General features: G+C 39.7%; 19 protein-coding genes and 1 pseudogene. 16 read left to right on the forward strand and 4 right to left on the reverse strand.

Going from position 1 to position 26,111, the window contains the following annotated elements; translation table 11 throughout:
- The first annotated feature begins 23 nt into the window (after positions 1-23).
- The 16 genes and pseudogenes from H6G86_RS30780 to H6G86_RS30845 all read left to right on the forward strand — a co-directional run bounded on the left by H6G86_RS30780 (position 24) and on the right by H6G86_RS30845 (position 15,620).
- Positions 24-1,148 (forward strand): glycosyltransferase family 2 protein, encoded by a 1,125-nt coding sequence (locus tag H6G86_RS30780; RefSeq protein WP_190937498.1) that lies wholly within the window; start codon positions 24-26, stop codon positions 1,146-1,148.
- A gap of 74 nt (positions 1,149-1,222) precedes the next feature.
- On the forward strand, positions 1,223-2,425 hold the full coding sequence (locus tag H6G86_RS30785) for a glycosyltransferase family 4 protein (protein WP_190937499.1): 1,203 nt from the start codon (positions 1,223-1,225) through the stop codon (positions 2,423-2,425).
- Positions 2,426-2,461: 36 nt separating this feature from the next.
- Positions 2,462-4,093: an ArnT family glycosyltransferase gene (locus tag H6G86_RS30790; RefSeq protein ID WP_190937500.1), complete on the forward strand. Its 1,632-nt coding sequence runs from the start codon at positions 2,462-2,464 to the stop codon at positions 4,091-4,093.
- A gap of 11 nt (positions 4,094-4,104) precedes the next feature.
- A complete protein-coding gene (locus tag H6G86_RS30795; protein WP_190937501.1) occupies positions 4,105-5,226 on the forward strand; it encodes a glycosyltransferase family 2 protein in 1,122 nt (373 codons plus the stop codon).
- Between the two features lie 75 nt (positions 5,227-5,301).
- Positions 5,302-6,165 carry a beta-1,6-N-acetylglucosaminyltransferase gene (locus tag H6G86_RS30800; protein ID WP_190937502.1) on the forward strand — a complete coding sequence of 288 codons (864 nt, stop codon included), beginning with the start codon at positions 5,302-5,304 and terminating at the stop codon, positions 6,163-6,165.
- A gap of 4 nt (positions 6,166-6,169) precedes the next feature.
- A complete protein-coding gene (locus tag H6G86_RS30805; protein ID WP_190937503.1) occupies positions 6,170-7,843 on the forward strand; it encodes a glycosyltransferase in 1,674 nt (557 codons plus the stop codon).
- On the forward strand, positions 7,840-8,565 hold the full coding sequence (locus tag H6G86_RS30810; protein WP_199338488.1) for a methyltransferase domain-containing protein: 726 nt from the start codon (positions 7,840-7,842) through the stop codon (positions 8,563-8,565). The genes H6G86_RS30805 and H6G86_RS30810 overlap by 4 nt, the downstream gene beginning before the upstream one ends.
- Positions 8,566-8,573: 8 nt before the next feature.
- Positions 8,574-9,617 (forward strand): polysaccharide deacetylase family protein, encoded by a 1,044-nt coding sequence (locus H6G86_RS30815; RefSeq protein WP_190937504.1) that lies wholly within the window; start codon positions 8,574-8,576, stop codon positions 9,615-9,617.
- Positions 9,614-10,570 (forward strand): glycosyltransferase family 2 protein, encoded by a 957-nt coding sequence (locus H6G86_RS30820; protein ID WP_199338489.1) that lies wholly within the window; start codon positions 9,614-9,616, stop codon positions 10,568-10,570. Before H6G86_RS30815 ends, H6G86_RS30820 begins: the two co-directional genes overlap by 4 nt.
- Positions 10,563-11,519: a glycosyltransferase family 2 protein gene (locus tag H6G86_RS30825; protein WP_190937505.1), complete on the forward strand. Its 957-nt coding sequence runs from the start codon at positions 10,563-10,565 to the stop codon at positions 11,517-11,519. The genes H6G86_RS30820 and H6G86_RS30825 overlap by 8 nt, the downstream gene beginning before the upstream one ends.
- Positions 11,520-11,633: 114 nt before the next feature.
- A complete protein-coding gene (locus H6G86_RS30830) occupies positions 11,634-12,575 on the forward strand; it encodes an NAD-dependent epimerase/dehydratase family protein (RefSeq protein ID WP_190937506.1) in 942 nt (313 codons plus the stop codon).
- Between the two features lie 81 nt (positions 12,576-12,656).
- Entirely contained in the window at positions 12,657-12,947 is a 291-nt protein-coding gene (locus tag H6G86_RS39040; RefSeq protein ID WP_242065049.1) for a hypothetical protein, read from the forward strand.
- Positions 12,948-13,475, forward strand: a pseudogene (locus H6G86_RS40230) (TnsB C-terminal domain-containing protein).
- On the forward strand, positions 13,472-14,254 hold the full coding sequence (locus H6G86_RS39055) for a Mu transposase C-terminal domain-containing protein (protein ID WP_242065052.1): 783 nt from the start codon (positions 13,472-13,474) through the stop codon (positions 14,252-14,254). The pseudogene H6G86_RS40230 and the gene H6G86_RS39055 overlap by 4 nt, the downstream one beginning before the upstream one ends.
- A gap of 3 nt (positions 14,255-14,257) precedes the next feature.
- The gene (locus H6G86_RS30840; protein WP_190937507.1) at positions 14,258-15,112 is read left to right on the forward strand and encodes an AAA family ATPase; all 855 of its coding nucleotides are present in this window, start codon (positions 14,258-14,260) and stop codon (positions 15,110-15,112) included.
- Positions 15,066-15,620 carry a TniQ family protein gene (locus H6G86_RS30845; protein WP_190937508.1) on the forward strand — a complete coding sequence of 185 codons (555 nt, stop codon included), beginning with the start codon at positions 15,066-15,068 and terminating at the stop codon, positions 15,618-15,620. The genes H6G86_RS30840 and H6G86_RS30845 overlap by 47 nt, the downstream gene beginning before the upstream one ends.
- A gap of 302 nt (positions 15,621-15,922) precedes the next feature.
- On the opposite strand, the gene H6G86_RS30850 is transcribed toward H6G86_RS30845, so the two are convergent.
- From H6G86_RS30850 to dcm, 4 genes are all read right to left on the reverse strand, one after another.
- Complete coding sequence (locus tag H6G86_RS30850) at positions 15,923-21,514, reverse strand: DEAD/DEAH box helicase family protein (protein WP_190937509.1); 5,592 nt, start codon at positions 21,512-21,514, stop codon at positions 15,923-15,925.
- Positions 21,515-21,544: 30 nt separating this feature from the next.
- Positions 21,545-22,447: a hypothetical protein gene (locus H6G86_RS30855; RefSeq protein WP_190937510.1), complete on the reverse strand. Its 903-nt coding sequence runs from the start codon at positions 22,445-22,447 to the stop codon at positions 21,545-21,547.
- A complete protein-coding gene (locus H6G86_RS30860) occupies positions 22,444-24,438 on the reverse strand; it encodes a hypothetical protein (RefSeq protein ID WP_190937511.1) in 1,995 nt (664 codons plus the stop codon). Before H6G86_RS30860 ends, H6G86_RS30855 begins: the two co-directional genes overlap by 4 nt.
- Positions 24,439-24,555: 117 nt before the next feature.
- Positions 24,556-25,956 (reverse strand): DNA cytosine methyltransferase, encoded by a 1,401-nt coding sequence (dcm, locus tag H6G86_RS30865; RefSeq protein WP_190937512.1) that lies wholly within the window; start codon positions 25,954-25,956, stop codon positions 24,556-24,558.
- Positions 25,957-26,111 lie beyond the last annotated feature (155 nt).

The raw sequence follows: 26,111 nt of genomic DNA on the forward strand, positions 1-26,111 counted from the left end.
TTACTACAGTACATAATAGATATATGGCTAAATTAGCTCCTAAAGTAAGTGTTGTGATGTCGGTATACAATGGCTCTAATTATTTAAAAGAGTCTGTAGAAAGTATATTAAATCAAACATTTAGTGACTTTGAATTCATTATCGTTGAAGATTGCTCTACTGATAATAGTGGTGAAATTATCAGAGAATATGCCGCACAGGATCAGAGGATAGTAATAATCAATAATGAAGAAAATATTGGCTTAACCAAGTCTCTTAATAAGGGATTGAAAATAGCAAAAGGTACATACATTGCTAGGCAAGATGCTGATGATGTTGCCTTAGCAAAGCGGTTTGAAAAACAAGTGGAAATTTTGGATCGGCATCCAGACACTGTTTTAGTATCTTGCAATATGGAAATAATTAATCCTGAAGGCAAGAAAGAGACAGAAACGCAATCAGTATGCGATCCTAAATGGGTATCTTGGTATTTAATGTTTTACAACCATGTAGATGGACATAGTCAAGTGATGTTTAGGCTAAAACCAGTCTTAAGATTAGGTGGCTATTGCGAAACTCGTCGCTACAGCCAAGATTATGAACTCTGGTGTCGCTTAAGTAAAGTCGGCAAAATTTTCATCTTACCTGAGATTTTACAAAAACGACGTATCCATAATAAGAGCGTTTCTGCTGAGAATGGTAGCCAACAGAGAATTTTATCTCTAAGTCAATCTAAGCATAATATAGAACAGTTAATAAATCAAAAGCTAACTTTAGAAGAAGTAGAATATCTAAGGTTTTTTTGGGTAGGTAATGTTTGGTGGGGACAATTTCCAGATACTAAAAAATTAGCTTTTATCAACTTTAAACTTAAGAATATATATTTAGCTTATCTTCAGCATGGTGCTGAGCATGATTTTTCTAATCTTGAGACTTCTCGCCAGTTACGCATCTTGATTGGAAATCAATTTATTAGTTGGATAAAAAGTGTGAGCATACTAAATTTGTCATCAATACTCAAAATAACTTTTTATACGTTTTATTGGCATCCATTAGGAATATTAGGATACTGGTTATTAGGCCACTGGTTCAAAGATTTTTGCGAGAAGCTGTTACGGAAGTTAAGTTTTTTATTTCAGCAGCTAACCACTAGAAAAAGCTATTTATAAATTTAATTACATTTTTGTAAAAGCATAAAAGTTTGTAAATTTTAAAACTTAGATAATTACTAAAACCCATAAATATGCGTATTGGATTTGCTACGACAGAATATGTCACTGAAAAATATTTTAGTGGTGGTTTGGCGAACTATCTACATCGAGTAGCCAAAGCATTATTATCTTTAGGACATGAGGTTCACATTGTAGTTCTCTCAGAAATCGATCAAGCTGAATTTGAATACGAAGGTATTCAGATTCATCGCCTAACTTTAGGAAAAATACAACAAAGACTAGATAAACTAAGTCGATATAGTATGTGCCAAACATCACAATGTTTGGACTTTAGCTTTCAGGTTTATCGCAAACTTTTAAAATTACACAAACAGCAGCATTTCGATATTGTTCAGTTTCCAGATTGGGATGCGTGTGGTGTGATTTCAAGCCTTCTTTTGCCTATTCCACAGGTAACACGTATTTCTGCATATCGTCCAGTCTGGTGTGAAAAATCTGGGGAAGAGCGCGATCGCGATGAGCAAATTATAGAATGGTTAGAGTGGCTTCAGATGCGCCTGATCAAACATATCTATGCACCAAGTTATACTCTTAAGCGTTTATTGGCTGAAAAAGCCAAAATAACTCATGTTCAGGTCATTCGCACACCTTTTTATTTAGAAACATCAGATTGGGATTCATCTGTCTTAAATGAATACTTACAAGGCAAAAAATATCTGCTATTCTTCGGTCGTTTTCAACTTCATAAAGGATTTCATATATTAGCTCAAGCACTACCTCAAGTATTTAGGAAACATCCAGACTGTCATGCTGTCTTTGTAGGGCGGGATTTATCATCTTCTCTTGCACCTTCCATGAAGGAATATGCCCTTTCCCTCTGTAATCAATATACAAACCGCCTCATCTTTATCGATCCGATACCCCATACCCAGCTCTATCCTGTTATCGCTGGCGCTAAACTTGTTGTCTTACCATCTCTAATTGATAACTTGCCCAATGCTTGTTTAGAAGCTATGGGATTGGGTAAACCTATTATTGGAACGATTGGTGCTAGTTTTGAGGAACTGCTGACCGAGGGAGAGACTGGTTTTCTTGTACCTGTGGATGAAGTAAATGCACTAGCTAGCAAAATAAATGAAGTATGGATTCACCCTAGTTTAAATGAAATTGGTCAAGCAGCAAAGTGGAAGGTTCAAGAATTTGCGATTGAAAAAACAGTGAAAGAACTCTTAAATTACTACGAAGAGGTGATTCGAGATATTAAATATGCTTAAAGTCTTCAAACCCAATCTTTTTTGAGGAATGAGCTTATGCTTAAAAATGCTTTCCAAAGTAAATCTTCTAAATCTTATTTACTGATATTTATCCTAGTCTTAGCAGCTGTTTTACGCTTTTATCAGATTGACCAACCCTTTATTGATGCGGTAGATTGGCGAGAGTCCGATACGGCAACCATAGCAGAAAATTTTTACCGTGGGAATTGGAATATCTTCTATCCTGAAGTTAGCTGGAATGGGCCGGGAAATAATTACGTAGGATATGAATTTCAAACTCTCACTTACATAACAGCTTTTTTATATCGTATTTTTGGTCAGCATGATTGGGTTGCGCGTTCAGTAGCAGTGCTGTTCGGTTTGTGGGGAATATTTGCTTTTCATCAACTTGTCCGTCGGGTTTGGAATCAAGAATCTGCCCTTGTTAGTACTGCCATTTTGGCCTTTTTACCAGGAAATATCTATGTCGATCGAAGTTTCGTTCCCGATCCAGTGATGGTTTCACTTGTGGTAACTAGTGTTTGGCTCTTAGTTGCCTATTTACAAACGGAACACTTGCATTATCTACTATTGGCAAGCCTAATTGGGATGTGGGGCTTCTTAACTAAAATTTCCGGTATATTTGTCGGAATTCCAATGCTCTACGCAGTCTTAACCATTTTGAGTTCAAAACAAAGGCTACGCTCAAAACAACTTGCCTTGCTCGGGGGAGCTGCACTTCTAATTTTGATACCAGTTGTAGCTTACTATCTATGGGCTATCCATATTTCTCGTACATATCCTCCTTATGGCATTGCAGCAGGTGGTTATTGGGTCTGGAAATTTGGTCTGCATCATTTTTTGAAACAAAATTACTTCCTGCCAGAATTGTATGCACAATTAAACTGGTTATGGACAAAACCTTTAATCATCCTTATTGTTGTTGGTCTATTTCTCCGGCCTCCTTACAGCCAGCGCAACTCTAATGCTGACGAACCTTTAGAAATTAGAGCGAGCAAAGCGCCATGGCTTTTCCACTGGTGGGTACTAGCTTTTGTTATTTATTACCTCATTGCTGCTAAAGGGCTTGTTGAAAACCCCACCAATTTAAACATAATTAATCCCGCAGTAGCCGCTTTGGCAGGGAATACCCTAATGGTGATCGCCTCACTTACTCAACGAATAGTAGGAGCGCCTGGTGCTGTGGCGCTGATAGCGGTTATATTGCTGGCCATTGGCGGAGTTGGATCTAAAAACTTGAAACTTATGTACTCTCCTTATGCCGAAAACGCTTACAAGCTAGGGCTTGCTTTGAACCAGATTAGTCAACCCAATGACCTAGTTGTCACAATAGCACAAGATATTGGCGATCCTATCGCTATTTACTACAGCCGTAGGCGGGGATGGGTATTCCCACCTCCAGTTGCTTTATCAAAGCTTGATTGGTGGAACGGGATACAAGACGACAGTAAGGCAATTCGACTGTTAAAAGAACTCCAAACTCAGGGGGCGAAATGGTTTGGGATTGTGAAGAATCAAAAAGAGAAGATTTGGAAGGAAAATCCAAAATTAGCTGAGCATATAGAACAGAAATTTTCACCTATTCCTACACCATTATTGAAGTGCAAACACTGCAAAAATATAGCTGTTAAAGAAAGTCCAGACTACATCATTTATCGTATTCCTTAAGGTGCTGAAACATGCCTAAAGTCACAGTTTTAATGCCAGTTTATAACGGAGAAATCTACCTTCGAGAAGCGATAGATAGCATCCTTAGCCAAACTTTCCAGGATTTTGAGTTTTTAATTATTAACGACGGCTCTACAGATAGCACGCGAGAAATCGTTTGTTCTTATGAAGATCCACGTATCCGGTTGATAGACAACGACTACAATCTTGGCTTAACCCAAAGCCTAAATAAGGGACTGAAATTAGCTGAAGGTGAATTTATTGCTCGTCAAGATGCAGATGATATTTCAGAGCCTGAAAGGTTAGTTAAGCAAGTTGATTTTTTAGAAACACACCCCGAAGTAGCATTGGTAGGTACATGGTACAAGCAGATAGATACTCAAGGAAATCTCATTTGCGAGTGCCAGTTACCCTATGATTGCACACAAATTCGTTGGGGGCTTTTATTTTACAGTCCTTTTATTCATAGTGCGGTGATGCTCCAGAAATCTGCTGTTTTAGAGCAGATTGGATTCTACAATGAAGTTGCTATTCATGCTGAGGATTATGAATTATGGTGTAGGATTGCCCTTCGTCTAAAAATTGCGAATTTAAGTGATTATCTAATAAAGTGGCGAGTACATCCCTCATCTGTAACAGCTACCTATGGTAATATACAACAAGATACAACGCTTCACATTCAGATTAGTAACATAGGACATTTACTAGGTTCGGAAGAAGCTGAGAGGTGGAGTAATGGGGTACACCTTAAAGAAATGACTTCGCTATGGCTTGGTGAGTCACAGGAACTAAAGCATCTGAATCTACAACAGCTTAATCAAGTTATAGAACAAATATTTCACTTACAGCATGCTTTCTGCAATTACTACAAACTTGATAGCGAAGAATATAAAAAACACCGTAATGAAGTTTCGATTCATCTTAGCACTCAGCTATTAAAGCTAACTTACTACTATTGGGTAAAAGATAAATATACTGCTTGGCAGCTTTTAAATAGAGTTTGTCGTATTAATTTTAGTATTTTGCTGGTTAAAAAAGCTATGGGCTTATTTCTTAAGTTAATTATAAGAGCGCGGTTATTCAGAGAGATTCGACAGATGACTCAATATAAATTTAGGCTAGAACAAGACTAATATTTGTGATGAAATAAATTTCTATCAATCAATATTGCAATCTTCAGTAATACAATAATGATTTCATGAGGTACTATGGATATAGCCTACATTATATCAGCATATAAATATCCACAGCAATTAATACGTCTAGTCAATAAATTAAATGCAGATAAAACATCTTTTTTGATTCATGTAGATAAAAAAACAAACAATAAAATATATCAAGAAATGGTTCAAGGGCTATCCAAGTATTCAAATGTTTGTTTTCTTGATAGACACAAATGCTATTGGGGCGATTTTGGTCATGTTTTAGCTTCTATAAAAGGAATCAAAAAAATATTTGATAGTAATATATCTTGTGATTACATTATTCTGTTAACTGGACAATGTTATCCCATTAAATCTAACAAACAAATCAGAGATTTTTTAAAACAGTTGAATTCTCATTCTCTTGTAAATTTCTCTCCTTTACCAAATGATGCATGGATAAAGGGAGGTGAGGAAAGAGGGGGGATGGATAGAATTGAATATTTTTATTTAAATCTGTTTAATAAACGCTTTCCAGTTTCATTTTTTCAACACCAATTAAAACGCAAATTTCTTAAAGGCTTTAAACCATATGGAGGTTCTTCATATTGGTGTGTTTCACGAGAACTTGCAGAATATATCAACTCATTCATAAATCATAATCCTGACTTTGTTGATTTTTTTAGAAATGTATTAATTCCTGATGAAATCTTTTTTCAAACCATTATCATGAATTCGCCCTTCAAAGAAAAAATAATAAGCAACCATATGACCTATACACTGTGGAAGGATTATTCAGATCATCCAGAAATATTGGGTATTAATCACTTTAATAAATTGTCTCAATCATCTTGTTTGTATGCTCGAAAATTTGATGCCACTAAAGATTCACAAATATTAGACTCAATCGACAAATATCTTTTAGGATAATGACATGAGCAGCAATTCCCTAGTGTCTATAATTGTCATTTTTTTAAATGCCGAGCAATTTATTCAAGAAGCAATAGAAAGTGTATTTTCCCAAATATACAAAAATTGGGAACTATTATTGGTCGATGATGGTTCTACGGACGGCAGTAGTGTAATTGCTCATGAATATGCAAAAAAATATCCTGAAAAAGTGCGTTATCTAGAACATGAAGAACACCAAAATTTTGGAAAGAGTACTTCGCGTAACTTAGGGATAAGTTATGCCAAAGGAGAATATATCTGTTTCCTAGATGCTGATGATGTTTTCTTACCTCACAAACTAGAAAAACAGTTAGCAATTTTAGAGTCTCATCCAGAGGCTGCTATGGTTTATGGTAATACCTTGTATTGGTATAGTTGGACAGGCAATCCTGAAGACAGTCAACGAGACTATATGCCAGAACTAGGTATTCAGCCCAATATGCTAGTTCAGCCTCCATCGTTACTAAAACTTTTGCTCGGACATGGGGGAGCTGTTCCCTGTATCTGTAGTTTTCTAGTAAAACGTAAGTTTGTCGAAAAGATTGGTGGATTTGAAGAAAGTATCCAGCACCTTTATGAAGATCAAGTATTTTTAGCCAAAATATTTCTTACAGCACCTGTATTTGTTGAGGGTGGATGCTGGGAACAGTATCGGCAACGTGATGATTCTAGCTGGCATCTTTCAATGTATTCAGGTGAAGATAATCAGGCGCGTTTAATTTTTCTTAACTGGCTGGAGAACTATTTGAATGAACAACAAATCAAAGATACAGAAGCCCGCCAATTTCTTCAACAACAGTTATGGCGTTATCGCCATCCAATGTTGTCAAAATTAACAAAGCCTACTCAACATTTTGTCGAAAAGATGACTTTTAACTTTACAAACCTAATTCTCATGAATAGAAAACAATTGAAGGAAATTGCACAGCAAACATTACCATCACCTCTCTATCATTTGTTACGTTCTCAAGTACTCGGTGAGAAATATAGTCCACCACCAGGAATGGTGAATTTTGGCTCCCTGCGACGGTTGACTCCTATGAGTCGGGCTTTTGGCTACCATCGAGGTCTTCCTATCGATCGCTACTATATAGAAAATTTTCTTGAGCGTCAGGCTAATGATGTCCAAGGACGAGTATTGGAGATTGGCGACGCGTCATATACACGCAGATTTGGTGGCGATCGCGTTACTCAAAGTGACGTACTACATGTAATCGAAGGAAACCCAGAGGCAACTATCATCGGCGATTTGACTAACGCAGACCATATTCCATCAGATGCTTTTGACTGTGTGGTTCTAACGCAGACATTACACCTTCTCTACAATATGCAAGCAGCTCTAACAAACCTCTACCGCATCTTGAAACCCGGTGGTGTTTTGCTAGTAACTGTTCCTGGCATTAGCCAAGTAGTCAAATGCAAATGGGGAGATGATTGGTGTTGGGCGTTAACGGCTCAATCAGCAAGATTGTTATTTGAAGAGAAATTTCCCAAAACCAATGTTCAAGTTGAAACTCATGGTAACGTTCTAGCAGCGATCGCCTTTTTGCAAGGACTTGCTGTCAAAGATTTACGCCAGAAAGAACTTGATTACCAAGATGATGAATACCAAGTATTAATTACTGTTAGAGCAGTAAAACCAGAGGTGGCATCATGAGTATCAGCTTAGTTAAGAAACTACCAACTCCTGTATACCATTGGCTGCGAGATATACGATATGGTCGCTTACCAATGGGAAGCATAAACCTTGGTAGTTTAGGAAGAGTCAAGCCAATTAGACCTAACTTCGGTTTAGATCGGGGTTCAGTGATTGACCGCTACTATATTGAAAATTTTCTGGCTCGTTATGCTGAAGATATTCAAGGACATGTACTAGAGATTAAGGAACCCCTCTACACAAACAAATTTGGTGGCGATCGCATCACAAAAAGCGACGTACTTCACGTAGAACCAGGTAATCCCCAAGCAACTATTGTTGCAGATTTAACTAAGGCAGACCATCTCCCATCCAACACCTTCGACTGCATTATCCTGACTCAAACACTGCCATTTATTTACGATGTCCGAGCCGCAATTAAAACTCTTCACCGCATTCTTAAGCCAGGGGGTGTTTTACTCGCTACTGTACCAGGTATTACCCAAATCAGTGATGATGATATGACTCGTTGGGGTCAATACTGGAGTTTCACGACTCTCTCCACACGGCGATTACTTGAGGAAGCTTTTGACCAAGACAAAATACAAGTTACAGCTTATGGAAACGTGTTGAGTGCGATCGCTTTTCTGCACGGCATTGTAACTGAAGAACTAGAGCAATCAAAGCTAGACTATCAAGACCCTGAGTACCAGGTTTTAATTACAGCTAGAGCTGTGAAATAGTGAAACCAATGATTCTAGGCAAACTCAACAACAAAGTTCGATACACTGTTCAGCAGCTAAAAAATAAAATTTTCCCTGGTGCGCTCATCTTAATGTATCACCGCGTAGCTGAAGCACATTCAGACCCTTGGTCATTATGTGTGACACCAAAACACTTCGCTGAACACTTAGAAGTTTTGCGACAATATGGCTATCCTCTGCATTTACAACAATTGACCAAAAGGCTTAGTGATCGCCAATACATAAATCGGTCAATTGTCGTTACATTTGATGATGGTTACGCAGATAACTTCTATAATGCCAAACCGTTATTAGAAAAGTACGATATCCCAGCAACAGTTTTTGTTACCACTGGTGGTATAGACCAAAAGCGTGAATTTTGGTGGGACGAACTAGAGCGACTGCTATTGCAACCTGATACATTACCAGAGTTACTCCAGTTAAATATTAATGGCAGAAGCTACCAATGGGAATTAAGAGAGGCAACACATTACAGTAAGGCTGATCGCCAGCGCGATCGCCATTGGCAAAGCGACAGAAAACCAAAACAAGCTCCTACCCTACGCTATAACCTCTATCGTTCACTCTATCAACTATTGCAGCTTTTACCCGTCTACGAGCGAAGTAAGTTGCTAGATGAACTAGCTATCTGGGCAAACGCTGAACCTGTAGGGCGATCAACCCATCGCTCTCTTTCTAATCAGGAGATGCTTGCACTAGAGTCAGGGGGATTGATCGAAATTGGTGCCCACACTGTAACACACCCGTTTCTTTCTCAACTTTCCATAGTCTCACAACGGGATGAAATTCAGCAAAGTAAAGACTACCTACAGGAAATATTAGGGCACGCGATCGCGAGTTTTTCGTATCCTCATGGTAGTTACACAACTGAGACTACTTCCATCGTCCAAGAAGCTGGATTTACCTGTGCTTGTTCTAGCATACTTGGTAAAGTTCAGCAGCATAGCAACTTTTTCCTGTTACCTCGTGTTGTAGTTAAAGATTGGGACGGAGAAACATTTGCTCATTGGTTGTCAAGCTTTTTTTTATGATGACTAGCAAACCTCTGATTTCTTGCATCATTATCTTCTTTAATGCTGGTGAAAAGTTTTTTGTAGAAGCAATAGAAAGTGTATTGGCCCAGACTTATGAGAACTGGGAACTATTACTAGTAGATGATGGCTCCACTGACTGTAGTACTGACATTGCTATAAGCTACACACAAAAATATCCTGAAAAAGTCCGTTACTTAGAACATGAAGAACATCAAAATTGTGGCATGAGTGCAACTCGTAACTTAGGTATCCGCCACGCCAAAGGCGAATATATTACCTTTCTAGATGCCGATGATATCTGGATACCACAAACTTTAGAGGAACAAGCCGCTATTTTAGGTTCCCATCCTGAGGCTGCTATGGTTTATGGACCAATTCAGTGGTGGTATAGCTGGACTGGAAATCCTAAAGATATGAGACGTGACTTTTTAGATACTCCTATTGTCTCTTTTAAGGATTCTAAAGTACAAATTGATACTGTAGTCCAGCCACCAACGCTGTTTTTGCTCTTATTACCAATGAAAATTTACATATCGGGAATGTTAGTACGCCGTCAGGTAATAGAAAAAGTCGGTGGTTTTGAAGAGACATTCCGAGGTCTGTACGAAGATCAGGTTTTTTGTGCAAAGGTTTGTCTTCAATTCCCTGTATTCGTAGCAAGTAAATGCTGGTATAAATATAGACAGCATCCTAATAGTTGTTGCAACACAGCAACTGATCGAAAAGCTAAAGAATACACTGCACGTCTAAATTTCTTGAATTGGGTATACCAGTACTTATCTGTACATGATGTTAAAGACAGCAGAGTGTGGAGAGTATTCATGGAGGAAAAATTACGGGTTGTGCATCCAATTTTATACTTTGGATCTCGGAAGCTCAAAATAAAAATTTCAATAGCTGGAATAGAGAAGATTTTCTTCAAGCAGCTTTTGAGGTGGGTTAATGATTGAACAGCTCAACAAAAAATCCTTAGTCTCCGCCATTATTATCTTTTTGAATGCAGAGAAGTTTATTGAAGAAGCGATAGAAAGTGTATTTGCTCAAACTTATGACAACTGGGAACTTCTGCTTGTAGACGACGGTTCTACCGACGGTAGCACAGCGATCGCCTTGCATTATGCTGAAAATTACCCAGAAAAAGTGCGCTATCTGGAACACGATCACCATCAAAACCTCGGTATGAGTGCGACGCGCAATCTGGGTATCCGCAACGCTAAAGGTGAATATATAGCCTTGTTAGATGCTGATGATGTTTGGTTGCCGCAGAAACTAGAACGGCAACTGGCAATCATGGAATCTAATCCTCAAGCAAAAGTAGTTTTTGGAGCGAGTCAATATTGGTACAGTTGGACAGGGAATCCTGAAGATAGCAAACGCGACTATATTCGAGAACTTGGTATTCCACTCAATGGGTTATTCCATCCGCCAAAACTGCTAACACTCTTGTTGCAAAACAAAATTAATACACCTGCTACTTGTAGTGTGTTAATCCGACGCGAGTTATTTCAAGAGATTGGGGGATTTGAAGAAAGCTTTCGGAGTATGTATGAAGATCAAGTCTTTTTCACTAAAGTTTATCTCAAAGCATCTGTGTTTATAGAGCCTAACTATTGGGATAGATATCGACAACATCCAGCTTCCAGTTGTTCTATTGCCGAAAAAACAGGACAATACCACCCTTACAAGACAAATCCCGCAGACTTTGTATTCTTAAACTGGATAGCCGAGTATTTGTCTAAAGAAGATGTCAAGAATGCTGAAATTTGGCAGGCCCTACAGAAGAGATTGTGGCCATATCATCATCCAGAATGGGACTTCTTTTTATACTATTTCCAACAAATCAAATTTAAATTGCATCGTATAGGGCAGAGAATTTTGCTCCTTCCCATCCGTAACTAGATACCACCTGAATAAGCTCTACCCGCTCCGATAGAAAACAGAGGTAATGCAGATATAGGTTTAGGTTCATCTTCAAACCTGATGAGAATATTTTCGTAAAAGCACCTCAAAATTATGCACTTTATTGTCACTGGTGGAGCCGGCTTTATCGGCTCCCATCTGACAGAACAGCTTCTGTCAGATGGTCATCATGTCACTGTCGTTGATAATCTATCAACAGGTAGCTTGCAAAACCTACCTGAGCATCCTCGTCTCAAACTACTAATAAAAGATATATCCAGATGTCAACCCCAGGATTTTACCGAGCAGATTGATGGACTTGCCCATTTAGCAGCTACCCCATCAGTTACTCAATCTTGGCTGCAACCACTAAAGGCTCATCACAATAATCTTTCTGCAACGATCACTGTAATTCAACTTTGCCAGGCCTTAAATATTTCTAGGTTAGTTTTTGCTAGTTCGGCAGCTGTATATGGTAATCCAACGCAACTACCAATTTCAGAAAATCAACAGACTTACCCCATTTCTCCCTATGGTTTACAAAAACTGGTATGCGAACAATATGCCAGATTGTTTGCCAGACAATTAGGTTTTTCGTTTATAGGATTGCGCCTGTTTAATGTATTTGGCCCTAGACAACAACCTCATTCCCAATACTCTGGTGTAATTTCCATCTTTGTGAATACCATGCAGCAAGGTTTACCCCTAACTATTTATGGAGATGGTACTCAAACACGAGACTTTATATATGTTAAAGATGTGGCAAATGGCTTTAGCAAAGCTTTAACTACTCCTCTAGAATCAGGATCTTCTTTAATTTGTAACTTAGGTAATGGAAAAAATACCTCTTTGGTTGAACTAGTTGATATTCTCAAAACTTGTTTTCCTCAACACCAATCAGCAACTAATTTTATGCCTGCCCGTTTAGGGGACATTCAGCATTCACAAGCTGATATCTCAAATGCATGTTCAATGTTAGGCTTTACACCTGAGTGGTCGCTAAAATCGGGTCTACAGACTTTGATTGAATTACGCGAGACATCTTTAGTTGGCTAATTTCCGAGGAGCAGTATCGATTATCCCTCTCTGAAGAAACACTGTGCGTAAAGCTTATCCCTCTTTCAAGAAACACATTCCGTGGACAAGTTATCAGAATCAGCAGGAATACAACGCTCAGATAAGGGAAAACATCGAGTCAGCAAAGACTGGCAAGAATTTATCAAAGCAATTTATGAAGAAAGTATTAAAAACAAACATCCAATTTCACCAGCATCTATAGTTCGCGAAGTAAAGCGACACGCAATCGTTGACCTTAAGCTCAAACTAGGAGACTATCCTCATCAAGCTACTGTTTATAAGATTTTAGATCCTTTAATTGCACAACATAAACAGAATACAAAAGTTAGAAATCCGGGTTCGGGATCTTGAATGACAGTTGTAACAAAAGATGGACAGCTACTGAGGGCTGACTTTAGTAACCAAATTATTCAATGCGACCATACTGAACTGGATATTCACATAGTTGATAGTGATGGTAATTTATGGTCTGACCGTTCTTGGCTAACTACTGTTGTGGATGCTTTTTCAAGCTGTATTGTTGGTTTCCACTTATGGATCAAACAGCCAGGTTCTACAGAGGTAGCTTTAGCCTTAAGACATGCTATTTTGCCCAAGAACTATCCTGAAGATTATCAGCTAAATAAAGCTTGAGAGGTATGCGGTTCTCCTTTGCAATGTTTTTTTACTGATGGTGGAAAAGATTTGAGATCAAAACATCTAAAAGCCATTGGTAAGAAACTAGGATTTAAGTGTGAACCACGCGATCGCCCTCCCGAAGGCGGTATTGTAGAACGGCTTTTTGGAACTATTAATACTCAAGTTCTCAAAGATTTACCTGGTTATACAGGTTCAAATGTTCAGGAACGCCCCAAAATGCAGAGAAAGAAGCGTGTTTGACAATAAAAGATATAGACAAGATCCTAGCTAGTTTCTTTTGTGATATTTATAACCACGAACCATATCCCAAAGATCCCCGCGAAACAAGATTTGAGCGATGGTTTAGAGGAATGAGAAGAAAACTCCCTGAACCTTTGAATGAGCGAGAATTAGATATCTGTTTGATGAAAGAAGCGCAACGAGTTGTTCAAGCGCATGGATCTATACAGTTTGAAAACCTCATTTATCGAGGAGAATCACTCAAGGCATATAGAGGTGAATTTGTAACGCTGAGATATGATCCAGACCATATCCTGACTTTATATATCTACAGTTGCGAAACTGATAATGTAGAAGATTTTTTGGGTTATGCTCATGCCGTCAACATGGATACCCATGATTTAAGTATAGAAGAATTGAAAGCCTTGAATAAAGAGCGAAGTAAAGCTCGTAAGGAGCATTTTAACTATGATGCCTTATTAGCATTAGGTAAACGGAAGGAACTTGTAGAGGAACGTAAAGAGGACAAAAAGGAAAAAAGACGCTCAGAACAAAAGCGTCTACGTTCAGCTTCTAAGAAAACCTCAAATGTTGTTGAAATGAGGAAAAGTAGAGCTAATGTTTCTTCAAACAAAGATGACAAACTGGAACTCTTGCCAGAGAGAGTTTCAAGGGAAGAAATACAGCCTCAGAAAACAGAACTGCAACCAGAAGTATCTGGTCAAGCTGACACTCAAGAACAGGAGAGACACAAGCTGCTTCTCTCTAAGCGTAAACAAGACTTGAAGAAGATTTGGTAATTTATGGCGCGATCGCAACTTGCTATTCAGTCCTCCGTTGAAGCCTTGGCTCCTGAGCTAGATTTAAATGCTCAACTTGCTAAAGTTGTTGAAGTTGAAGAGATATTCAATAATTGCTTCATACTAACTAATCGTGCTTCAGAATATTTCAGATGCTTAGATGAGTTGCGGATACTGAAACAATGCGGCCGAGTAATTGGCCCCAGAGATGTGGGGAAAAGCCGAGCGTCTCTTCACTATCGCCAAGAGGATAGGAAAAAGCTTTCGTATGTCAGAGCATGGTCAGCATCGAGTTCCAAGCGTCTATTTTCTCAAATTCTTAAGGATATTAACCACGCAGCACCAACAGGTAAGCGGGTAGATTTACGTCCAAGATTGGCTGGTAGTCTTGAATTATTTGGGATAGAACAGGTCATTATTGACAATGCTGAAAATCTCCAAAGAGAAGCACTGTTAGACCTTAAACAACTTTTTGACGAATGTCATGTTCCTGTCGTCTTAGTTGGAGGACAGGAGCTAGATAAAATCTTGGCCGATTTTGATTTGTTGACTAGCTTTCCAACACTGTATGAGTTTGACCGCCTAGAATACGATGATTTTAAGAAAACACTAAGTACAATTGAATTCGATATTCTGGCTCTGCCCGAAGCTTCTAGTTTATCCGAGGGAACTATATTTGAGGTTCTAGCTGAAAGTACAGGTGCGCGGATAGGACTGCTAGTCAAAATACTCACTAAGGCAGTTTTACATTCACTCAAGAATAGCTTTGGCAAAGTTGATCAAGGCATTTTAGAAAGAATCGCTAGTCGGTATGGCAGAAAATACATTCCCCCAGAAAACAGAAATAGCAATAAATGAAGATTATGACATTCTGCCAAGGTTGGGCTATGTTGAGCCATACCCAAATGAAAGCATCAGTCATTATCTGGGACGCTTGCGCCGATTTAAGGCTAACAGTCTTCCTTCAGGATATTCTTTAGGAAAAATTACTGGTCTTGGTGCTATCACAACGCGATGGGAGAAGCTTTATTTCAATCCCTTTCCGAGTCTTGAGGAATTAAAAACTTTGAGTAGGCTGATTGGTGTGCAGGTCGAGAGGTTATATGAGATGCTGCCACCAAAGGGTGTAACTATGAAACCCAGACCAATTCGGTTATGTGGTGCTTGCTATGCAGAAGTTCCTTGTCACCGCATTGAGTGGCAGTTTAAGGAGAAAATGAAGTGCGATCGCCATCAATTACGCTTACTCACAAAATGCACTAACTGCGAGACACCTTTCCCGATTCCAGCAGATTGGGTGCAAGGGGAGTGTCCACATTGTTTTTTACCATTTGCGACGATGGCGAAACGTCAAAAGAGTTGTTAAAGTTGGCTACTGTAGTTTTTTGAAAACGATACTTTCTCTTGGAAATGCTTACGCGACAGCCTAGCTGTGAACTGGGTTCCTGGGCTAATTATTTTCTATTGTGTTACCCAAAAGTTGAGCGGATTGATCGCCCTATCGCCATTTTCCTATATTACAGCACTTCCGGCTATTATGAAGCACAATTTTACCCATATCCCTTTTCTATCCTAACTTTTGAGACTGTATGCGTACCTCATAGCAGGCGGAAGTGCTGTAATAATGACGATCGCTCAAATAATGTTTAGCATCGAACCAAACAAACATCATTCATAGGGGAAGCGAATAGCGGTAAAAATTGATTTTAACTTGGGAGTTAAGCCTTGTTGCTGCGCTTCTGTGTAGGCTTGTACAATTTCTGGTCGTAAATTTTCAGGCTTTATTATGTCCCAAAGGGGATGTACGAGGATTATGGCTTCGCTATTAAAACTATCGATACCTGCTAATAAACTACCGAAAGTCGTTTGCTCCAAACCCAGTCCTGAGAAGTAGGAATTAGCTGTACTGGATACCAAATCCACCCAGTAATCATAATTTAAATCAATTTGTGCATTGGGATTTAGTGCAAGACGCACCATATCGTAACCAAGTCGCCAGTCTAAAATCGAGTGGTAAGCCATATTACCAAACTCCCGCAAACATCGATGGCAAGATGTAGAACATTCTTCTTGATGTCCAGTAGAAAGTAATGGAACAGCAAAAGTTTGACTTGAAAAATGTTCGTCACCGAGAATAAAATGCAGGAGGTTTTCAAAACGCTCTGGCTCCGCTAAATGTGAGCTATAACCCGCTCCATTTTCTAGGCTATCAGACAAAAATATCCGAGCGGATGGTGGGGCAAAAGGGCTGCTAAGGTCTGTAAAGGGTTGAATACCAACATCAAGCTCAGATTCTGCAACATCTAAGCTGACAGCAGCAGCCCGCCTAATAAGAAAACCAAATGAGTACCAAGCAGCTCTTGCTTCCGGTAGTGCTGGATTTAAATTGAGTCCGGAACCGCCATTGGGGATGCCTGCAATTAATATATCGGTTGTAGAAATAGCAGCCAAAGCTCTAACAATCGGTTGGACAGAGGGATCGTTAACAGGATCAGTAACCCTATCACGTTCTTCTCGTGATAAATCCAACAAAGCTTGTTCAAATGCTTCCCTAGTTATCCAAACGTGCTGGTTAGAGACTTTGAAAAATTCAAAGTCTTTGCCGTTGTTATCATTAATGCGATAAACCAAAGCTTGTGGAATACATTTAATATCAAAGTTTTGACGAGTTTCAAAACTATATTCCTCAGAAGGTGTACCCAAACGTGTCTTGAGTGCCCGTGGAGTAAATTCAAACGCTCCATTATACTCGGCGTTAATTGCCCACCATGTATTAAATCCTGGTGGTTCGCTAATATCAACCGTTCGGTATCCCTTTTCATCTCTGGGAGCCGAGCAATAAGGGCAACCCCTTTCTTCTGACGGATTCTCGACTAAAGCTTGACATTGGCGACAAACACCAACACGGACACCTTGCCCCAAGGGATTCGGTTGGAATACGGTTTTATTCCCCGAAGGTACGGGATCGATAATTCCTACTGCGGTAAGCAGCATATCATCTTTTACAGTTTGGGCACCTGGAGCAAATTGACTAATTGCAATATCCAATTCTCTGTCAACAACACCTGCTTTTGGAGGCCATTCCCCTGCTTCTGTTTTGGGATATTTATGGTACAGGTAACGGGTGCGGGTGGGAAATCCAAACATGGGAAGGATGCCACGCGATGCTAAACGCTGACTTAAGGCTAAGTGTTGAAAGTCCGTAGAGTCATCAACAACTACATCAATATCTTGTAGCAGTTGATTACATCCGTAATCAACCATTTCTACTTCATTTATTGAAGTACGGCGTAAAATTGCTTCACAGATTTCTTCAATTTCCGATGGGTGATGTTGTATCCAGTCTTCAATGATTGGTCTATTTTGTAACCATTCCAAAATCTTACCAAATTCACCGTGAACATTATCTCCCGTGTATTCAAGAACAACATTTTGAAATGCTCTATGGAGAATTTCTTTGTTTATAACTCGCTTGGCAATTTCTTCACGCCTAACATCAACGTAAGGTTTTGGTGGAGGTTCGGCAGTAATGAGTCGAGGACGTTCAAAGTAGTAATCATCGTGACTACGCCCACGGCATAATGTTAAGGCAATGGACATACCTAAACCGCGACGACGACCAGCCCTTCCCACGCGTTGCTGATAGTTAAAACGGATTGGAGGCATATTTGCCATACCGATAGCTTGAAGTGAACCAATATCAACCCCTGCCTCCATAGTGGTTGTGACACTTAAGAGGTTAATTCTAGAAGGATCGGGCTGTTCGGATGGTTTAAAAACATCTTGGAAAAGGCGTTGTCGCACACGTCGAACACCAGGATCAGTTTGACCTGTGAGTTCTTCCGAATTAAGCAAAAATATTGGTTCGTTAGAACGTGCTAAATATTCATAATAATCGCAATCTTCCAAATCATCACTTAAGTTGTAAGTACCTGGAATGTTCGGTAAATTGCTGTTACAACTGGTACAGATTCCTCCCGAAGCATGTAAGTGAATTCGTCCGCATTGCCCGCAGGCGTAAATATCTATTTGGTTATTTTCGTTAGGACGTGGACTAAGAACCTGTAAAGATTGGGGAACAACTCGCCATTGGTCTAAAACTGAATTAATGATGTTTAAAGTTGCTTGCTCTAATTGTTCTCGATTGTAGCTCCTGATTTCAGCCACGCGGTTAAGGTACTCATTAATGTAACCAGGAGGGTTATGTTGTCCGGGATAACCTGAGCCGTTCCAACGTCTTCTTTGTGCCAAAAGCCGGATGGCAGAAGCAGCAACTTGCTCTTCTAAGTTAGAAGGTGGAGAATTGTCAATCCACAAAAAACCAAGCTTGAGAGACTCGAAATCACGAGCGCCACTAGCAAATAAAACAGCTTTTACAACCGACTCTAATAAAGCGGTTTCAATTTGTATCATTGCATCTCGTTGTGTTGGCTGTAAATCTAACTGGTAACATCTTGGCGTTGAATTCCAATCAACTAAATCAGTCCACGATCGCTCTACAGTTTTAGAAAATTTATATTTTGCTAAGGAAGGACTTGAACCGTCAGGGTTCAAACCAATTGAAAGTAACCCTTCTCTAACAGCGTCTAATAAAAAATTAAATGGAAGGGAAATAAAGCCTCCAGCACTTGTCGGAGGTGTTAATGCCCCCGGTGGATTTCCTACACCACCACTAGATGCATAGCTAATCACGACACCTACTATTTCAGGAGGCAATAAATTACACAACTGTGAATAACGGACTGTGTTAGCATTAGCTGCATCTTGTATAATCTGCCTTTGCAAGCTAAATAACTCCAAAGCTAACCCATATTGAGTCTGAGCCTGCAAACACTGGGCTTCTGATTCTTGTGCTTGACGTAGAAGCCTTTGGTAAGCAATTTGACGGACTGTATCAAGATAATGATCGCGTTTAATACCTGTAGATAGTTTGGCAGCATCTTGACGGCTATCTGAAAATAAAACCAGCTTACGACCTATTTCGGCTGACATTTGCCGCATTAAAGCATCAGATAATACTTGTACTACTCGTTGAAAACCAGAGCCAAGGTCACGAATCGAAGAACTGACTCGCCTACCACGCCAGTCAGCTTCACAATGAGGACATTTTGATGGAAAAGCGTTTGCTTCGTTTATTGGTGCTATGAAAACATAGCCAGGAGTAGAACCACTTGAGACAGCATTTGAAGAAGCAGGTAATGTTAAACGTCCTAACAGATGATCGATTAATGCAGGTCTCCATTCATAACCCTTCTCATTATCTTCCTGCCACTGCCATCGTGGAATACGAGTCTGGGTTTGTTTTATTAATGGTCTTCCGTTTGCAGGCAAAAATACCAAAAATTCTCCGAAGGTGCGGCTTAACGATGCTGCCTTATCTGGAACGTTTTCAAGATAAGGGTAATCTGGAGATAAATACCAAGCATTTGGGGAGTCAGGGTCTTCACGTTTAAACCCGCCAAGAAATACTTCGCCACATGATTGGCAGTAAAGAAGCTCAATAACTCTCGAATTACAGCAATCGCATCTTGGTCTAGGGTCTAAGAATAGTTTACCAACAGGCGGTGTTTGTTCTCCTGGTGGAGTTACCCCCGTTCGCCCGGAGCAACCTGGATTTACACAAGCCCAAATCCTGCCTGCATTATGGAAAAAGTAGTGCGAACGCAGGGGGAGAAGGGCTTCATTGTCAGAGTTTCTTGCTAAAACAATAGTTCGAGCTAATCCGCGAGCCGCAGCTTGTCCGCTTAACGACACATCTCCAAAAACCGCTTCTGCCAATTCTTTTACTGTCAATGGATATTGGCTGGCTGAGGTTTGTACAGCCCCAAATGCTTGAATGTGATTTAAGCTCTCAGTTAAAATTTGCCTTGATGGAGAATTTACGTTAGTAAGATGAAGCGCATTTGCTAACGTTGTTGCTGCTTGGGCAATAACCGCATCCTCATCATTATTTTGGCTTTGGTTAAGGATGTTGTCGATTTGTACAAATGTCTCTTTGTAAGGTTCTAGTGGGTTTGGCTCATGTTCTGAGGTCGGGAAATTTTGTCGTTCCCCAGGAAGAATCGAAAATGTATTGCGATCGCGTCCAAAAAATTGTTCGAGATAATCAAGACTTTCTTCATCGTTGCTAATAGAGGCACTAGTGGCAATAATTCGTAATTGTGGCGAATCCGGCTCCAAGCCAATCCGATTGAGTAAAGCCCTCAAAAGATAGCCAACCTCGGTTCCGGGTGTTCCTCGGTATGTGTGAAGTTCATCTATGACAAGGTGGAAAATATGATGCTGCCGATCTTGCTCCAACCACTGCTTGGTTTGTTCAAATATGTCATTTTCAACACTACGCATCAGCATGATATTTAACATGCTGTAGTTGGTAATTAAAATATCGGGAGCTTTATCCTGCATATCCCAACGAGACCACATTTCAGAACCATCAGGATTTTGAAAATAGTAAATGAGTTCCTCATCAGAAACTTGATCTGACCACTCATTATCCATTTCTAAAAGCTGTTTTTTAAGCTTTCCCTGCTTTTGAGAATTAACATTCCCATCTTTCATGCGTAATCCCGCTACAGGTGTCGCTCCGTTATATCGCCCAAACCAAAACCGATTTCCATTCATATTGTCTTCCCGCCACTGTTGAACATGCGGGTTATCGCAAGTTCTACGAATGCGAGTTAATTGGTCTTCAATAAGTGCGTTGAGTGGGTAAAGTAATAAAGCGCGGACAGCAGATGGTCTTTCTGGAGATTCATGCTGTCGTTGAGAAACCCATCGTTGTCTTGGTTGCCTCCACCATTTTTGTGAAGTACTATTTGAGGAACCCCATGCGGGTAATCCTGGGGTTAAATGCCCAAGTGCTTCTTCGGCTAGATAAGCAAAAATGGGAATTAAGTAACATTCGGTTTTTCCCGAACCCGTACCTGATGTAATGACTACTGCTCGTCCTTGCCGAGATAGTTCCCAAGCCTGAAACTGATGCTGATAAATTTGGCGCTGGGGAGAAAATAAACCCCCATTAATAAAGTTGGCAACGGCTGAATTAATCCCAAAATGTTGACAGGCTTCGGCAATAGTAAAACCTGAAGGTAAATAAGGCGCAATCGGTTCCAGTAGAGGTTCTCGCCATAGTTGACCATCTTGGTCAAGCATTGCTCTGCGTTCACTCATCAGGGCTTCATATCTAACCCGGAATGGGCTTTCTAGGTAACGCAAATAGGTTTGTCTAATTGAATCAAAAATTTTAAACGGATCGTTCATATACGTTTCCTAGCAGGGCGTTTAGTTAATTTAATTAACCCACCGGAGTCCTGGATGATTTTGTCCAATAGCAACCAGAAGCAAACCAGCTAAATCTAGTGAAATCTCGTTATAAACAATTTGCCCCTGAGCAATCTGGCTTGGTCTACCCGCACAAAAATAAGCAACACGAGCATACATTTCAGGTAGTGGACTTGATACATCGGTGGTTAATGTACGTTGAGTTTGATTGTATACCGCAAGTTGAAGATAACGTAACGCGGCTGCCGCATAAAGTGCCTCATGCTTTGGCATTTGCACTAATCTACCTTGCTGATTGGGGACAAAATAATGACGAGTATTATAGTAGCTATATTCACATACTGTATGCTGTAATACACCATCAACCCATTTTCGAGATTGCCAATCGAATGACTGAGCCGACCATCCAGCTAGCGGAGTTGCTTCATCTGCAATTTCTAGTTGCTTGAGAATAGGGTTCAAGTCTTGGCTTAGACATTTTGCTTGTTGAGGAACAAAAGGAATACCAATAATCGCAGCTATCTGGCGAATACCCGCTTCTGTACCCTTAACACGTATTTCAGCTATTTTTTGAGATGTCGTATCGCTAATTATTTGACAATTTAAGGTTGCTGCAACATCACACATCTGTGAAAGCAATTTCGGTGTTCGCCCTCCACATAGTACGGCGGTATCAGGACTATTAAGAAATCCTGCGAGTATTGGTGGACGAGCCTTCCATCTTTGGGAACCATTAATGAAAAAATCTATATGACTAGCCTCGGACAATTGAAACCGGAGATTTCTACATAGATCGCTGATATCGACATCAAGATGTTCAAAAGAAGCAAGCTCTGTGACTGCTCTACGAAAAGTTATCCATGACCCCTCTTGCTGATGAGTTAGCCAGTAAAGCAATGTATCCCAACTCATCTATATCTCCTTTTTTGTTGTCGCTTAATTTCGCGTGCAGCTTGCATATAACCCTTCCAAGCTACTTGTAAATTAGAAGCTTTTTCTTCGTCGTAAATCGATGCTAGTTTGGGACGACGAATAGCCGCGTTGTAAACCAGTGATGTCCAACGTTCTATTTCCGATGGGATTTGAGTCTTTGCTATGGAGAATTTTAGTGTTTTAGGACTGGGTGGACTCTTTGCTAAACAGACAACTCTTGCTCCTGTCCCTGACCCGAATTCTATAGCCCATACTGCCTGAAAAGAAGATTTGACTATTATTCCCTGTTGGGACTCATAGATTGCTGCTTGCGTTACTTCACCAGGATTTGCGCCTATGATTGTCCAATTACCTGGGGGGAGAGCTATATGAGAACCTGTGACACTGGTGCGGTAAAAATTTTGTCTTTCTCTATCAAAATTAATTTCAGGTTCAACAATCTCAATCTTTTTGGATACCGAACCGACTTCTATCCAATGAACTCCTGGATGCATCAAATGGGATAAGTCAACTAAAGTTCCATCTTCCGCAATAGTTATGGGTATACCATCAATTTTGGGTTGTTGACCTTCTTGTAAACCTGTAATCATTAAGCGAGGGGGCGCACCTAAAAGCCATGCCGACTTTTTTCCCAAACGTAGTCCTCCCGATAGCACTATATCTACGGCTGACTCTACGTAAAGTGATTCCAGTCCAGAAGGTATATTTGCTATATACTTTTCAGCCTTTACGTCACGAAATAAACACCAACCATCAGGGAGTCGTTTATCATGTATGGGATTAGAGCTACGAGATGAAATTTCCTCAAAATATTCTCTTGCATTTTTGGCTACATCCTCATGTACAAGAACGTTACAAGCGATACCAGAGGGTAAGCTATGGCGAGAAACAAACCCTGTATAATCCGAACTGGGAGCAAGTGCGATCGCAGAACACCCACCCCTTTGTAAAACAAATTGAATATTGTTAGATTTGGTACTCCAAGAGAAACCTTCATGTAAATCTCGTCCGTTTTTTTCTCCAAGCGAAATCGGGTTGTACCACCCCTCTCCGCTCGACTCTAAATATAATTCTTCACAATCAAAAAAGGAAGGAAACGAATCTGGACATCTCGGAAGAAAAGAAAGTTGCGGTTGTCGTCGCACAATATCGAGAAGAATCTCTACAGATGCACTTCTTCTACCGTATGAGTCATTTATCGCACCGTCCCACAGTTCTAGCTCGTTGTTAACCTGTGCAATTACAGCTTTGAGTCGCTTATCTGCAAGGGCTTTTTTTCCGGTAAGTGTGAAATAGTAATTTCCCCATCTTAAAACATCTGCTTCTAACTTGTTGATTGGAGCTATTTGTCCAGGAGTATAACCAGCCCATGCAAAAAAATTTGGTAGCTTTTCAATATCAACTTGACGAAGAGGTACGTGGCTTAAAGGAAAGCTTATATATTTTTTTACTGTATTTGCTTCTGGCATTGCCAAAAGCAACGATTTTTTCTGATGAAGCCATTTATTTAGTAATTTCCAAAGCTTTTCAAACTCATCTGTATCAAAACCTTCAGGAAAATTTCTAACTATTTTACATCCAATAAGTTCCGCAAGTCTAGGGTAATAAGCTCTCGTGCTAACTTCTTCATCCGAATGCATTCGATAAGCAGCTAAAATACACAAAGCTAAAAAAGCAATATATTTTGGAAATCCGTTTTCATCGTATCCATGCAAGACACGAAATCCTGCTGAGTGTGAAAGTACCCTGTGGCGATATGCTGATGAAACTACATCAACAAAATCTTGCTCTGCGTCTTCAGGTGACAATGGAGTTCCTTGAACCTTCACAAAAGCAGCAGCCAAACTTCTTGGAGATATTGTTAAGTAAATTTCTTGTTCATTGGAATTGTTATATAAAAAGTACTCTGCGATCGCACGATTCCAAAGAGTATATTTTTGTGATACAGAGAGCGCATTTAAGTGGCTCATGGAATAACGGTAGTACCCTTACAGTAAAAATTTAAGTGCTTATTTTTACATTTTATTTTGGATAGATACAGTAGTGGTTAAGTTTACACAAAAAACACGATAATTTTACATAATCTATTAAAGCTCAAAAAGAAATTCTGCTATGGCTTTAGTTACAAGTGGACAAACAGCATTAGCTAATTGCTGCTGCTTGTGTACTAATCCACCGTTAATGCTATCGATACTTCCAGCAAAACGGAACCAATCTGGAATTGATTGTAGTCGGGATGCTTCCCTCAAAGATAGACCTCGATGTTGTTGTGGGTGAATTAACATACTCTTGCGATAGTGTCCAATAGTAATAGATGGTTCATCCCAGCCAAGCCTTCGGTAGATGTTACTATGAGTTCTTTGAACATCACTGTAATTAGTTAGTTTGTCTTCAATATCCTGCCAATTTCCTCCAGGTGGTATCTGTTGATAACGTTCAATTACATATTCAGAATGACGGGAAGTAATATGGTCTGTAATTAAACCAACAGATGCTCCTTCTCTCATAGCTTCTAAAAAAGGATTTGTAACAAGTTTTTGATTCCTTACTTCTTCATAAGCCATATTGTGTTCAAGACATCCGTTACCAATAGTAGGTAAATCTTGTATTGCATCTCGTACTGTTACATAAGGCTTGTCTTGACCCAGACCATGCGTAGGTAAAGGGAATGGCCCCCACTCACCGAAATCATCTTTTCTATAGCCCAAATCCTTATGTATGCCAAAAAAGAAAAAGCGGTTACGATGTTGTGGTACTCCATACCAAGCTGCATCTATAAGTTTTGGGAAAACAATATATCCAGCTTTGTGCATACGTTTAATGACCCAATCTACAACATTGATTTGAGTAGAACTTTGACCTGCTTTTTTTTGTGTCCACAAGATACCTTGGACGTTTTCCATTAAAAAACAGCGAGGTTTTAATTTTTCAACATATTTGAAAAAAGTATCTACAAGTTGGTTATTTGGGTTTTCGCTATTCCCTGAATTACGATTGGCGCTAGAAAAACCCTGACATGGTGGGCCACCAATTAATATATGGACATCGCCTAATTCCCTGCAACGACTTTCTGTAAATTTTTGTGTTTCTTTTGTACGTAGGTCAAGAGGTTCTATTTCTTCTGGAACACAATCAACTCCAGATATCTGAGAGAGTTGACGAAAAGCCGCATGGTTATGTTTAAGAGTCTTTACATAAACAGGATTAACCTCACCGCAAAAACCTATCTTATAGTGTTTATTTGGTTTGGTTGCCATTAAAAAACCAAGTCCCATTGCCCCTGCCCCGGCAAATAGTTCGACAACATTCAATCCATGTGATGAATCACCTAAAGTTTTTTGCAGGCTTGCTCGTCTCGAAGGACTTTGTTCTTTAGTAAAAGTAAGATTTATATCTTGTTTGCAAGCTAAAGTTATATTAGAACGAATGACTAATCCGGCATATTTATCTTTTGTATTTTGTGAACATGAGCTTGATTTAGTGTCCAAAGCAGCTATTCTGCTCCGCTCTTTTTTCTAAGAATTGTTCTGATCCATCGCACCCAACCTTGTATCTTAGAAATAGTAGTAGACCGTCCCAACCTTGGTCAAGAAAGACCGCTTCGTAGCATGGGTCACTACAACAATCTCTTTGACAGAACTCG

This window comes from Nostoc sp. FACHB-133, from assembly GCF_014698055.1.
Lineage (GTDB): Bacteria > Cyanobacteriota > Cyanobacteriia > Cyanobacteriales > Nostocaceae > Nostoc.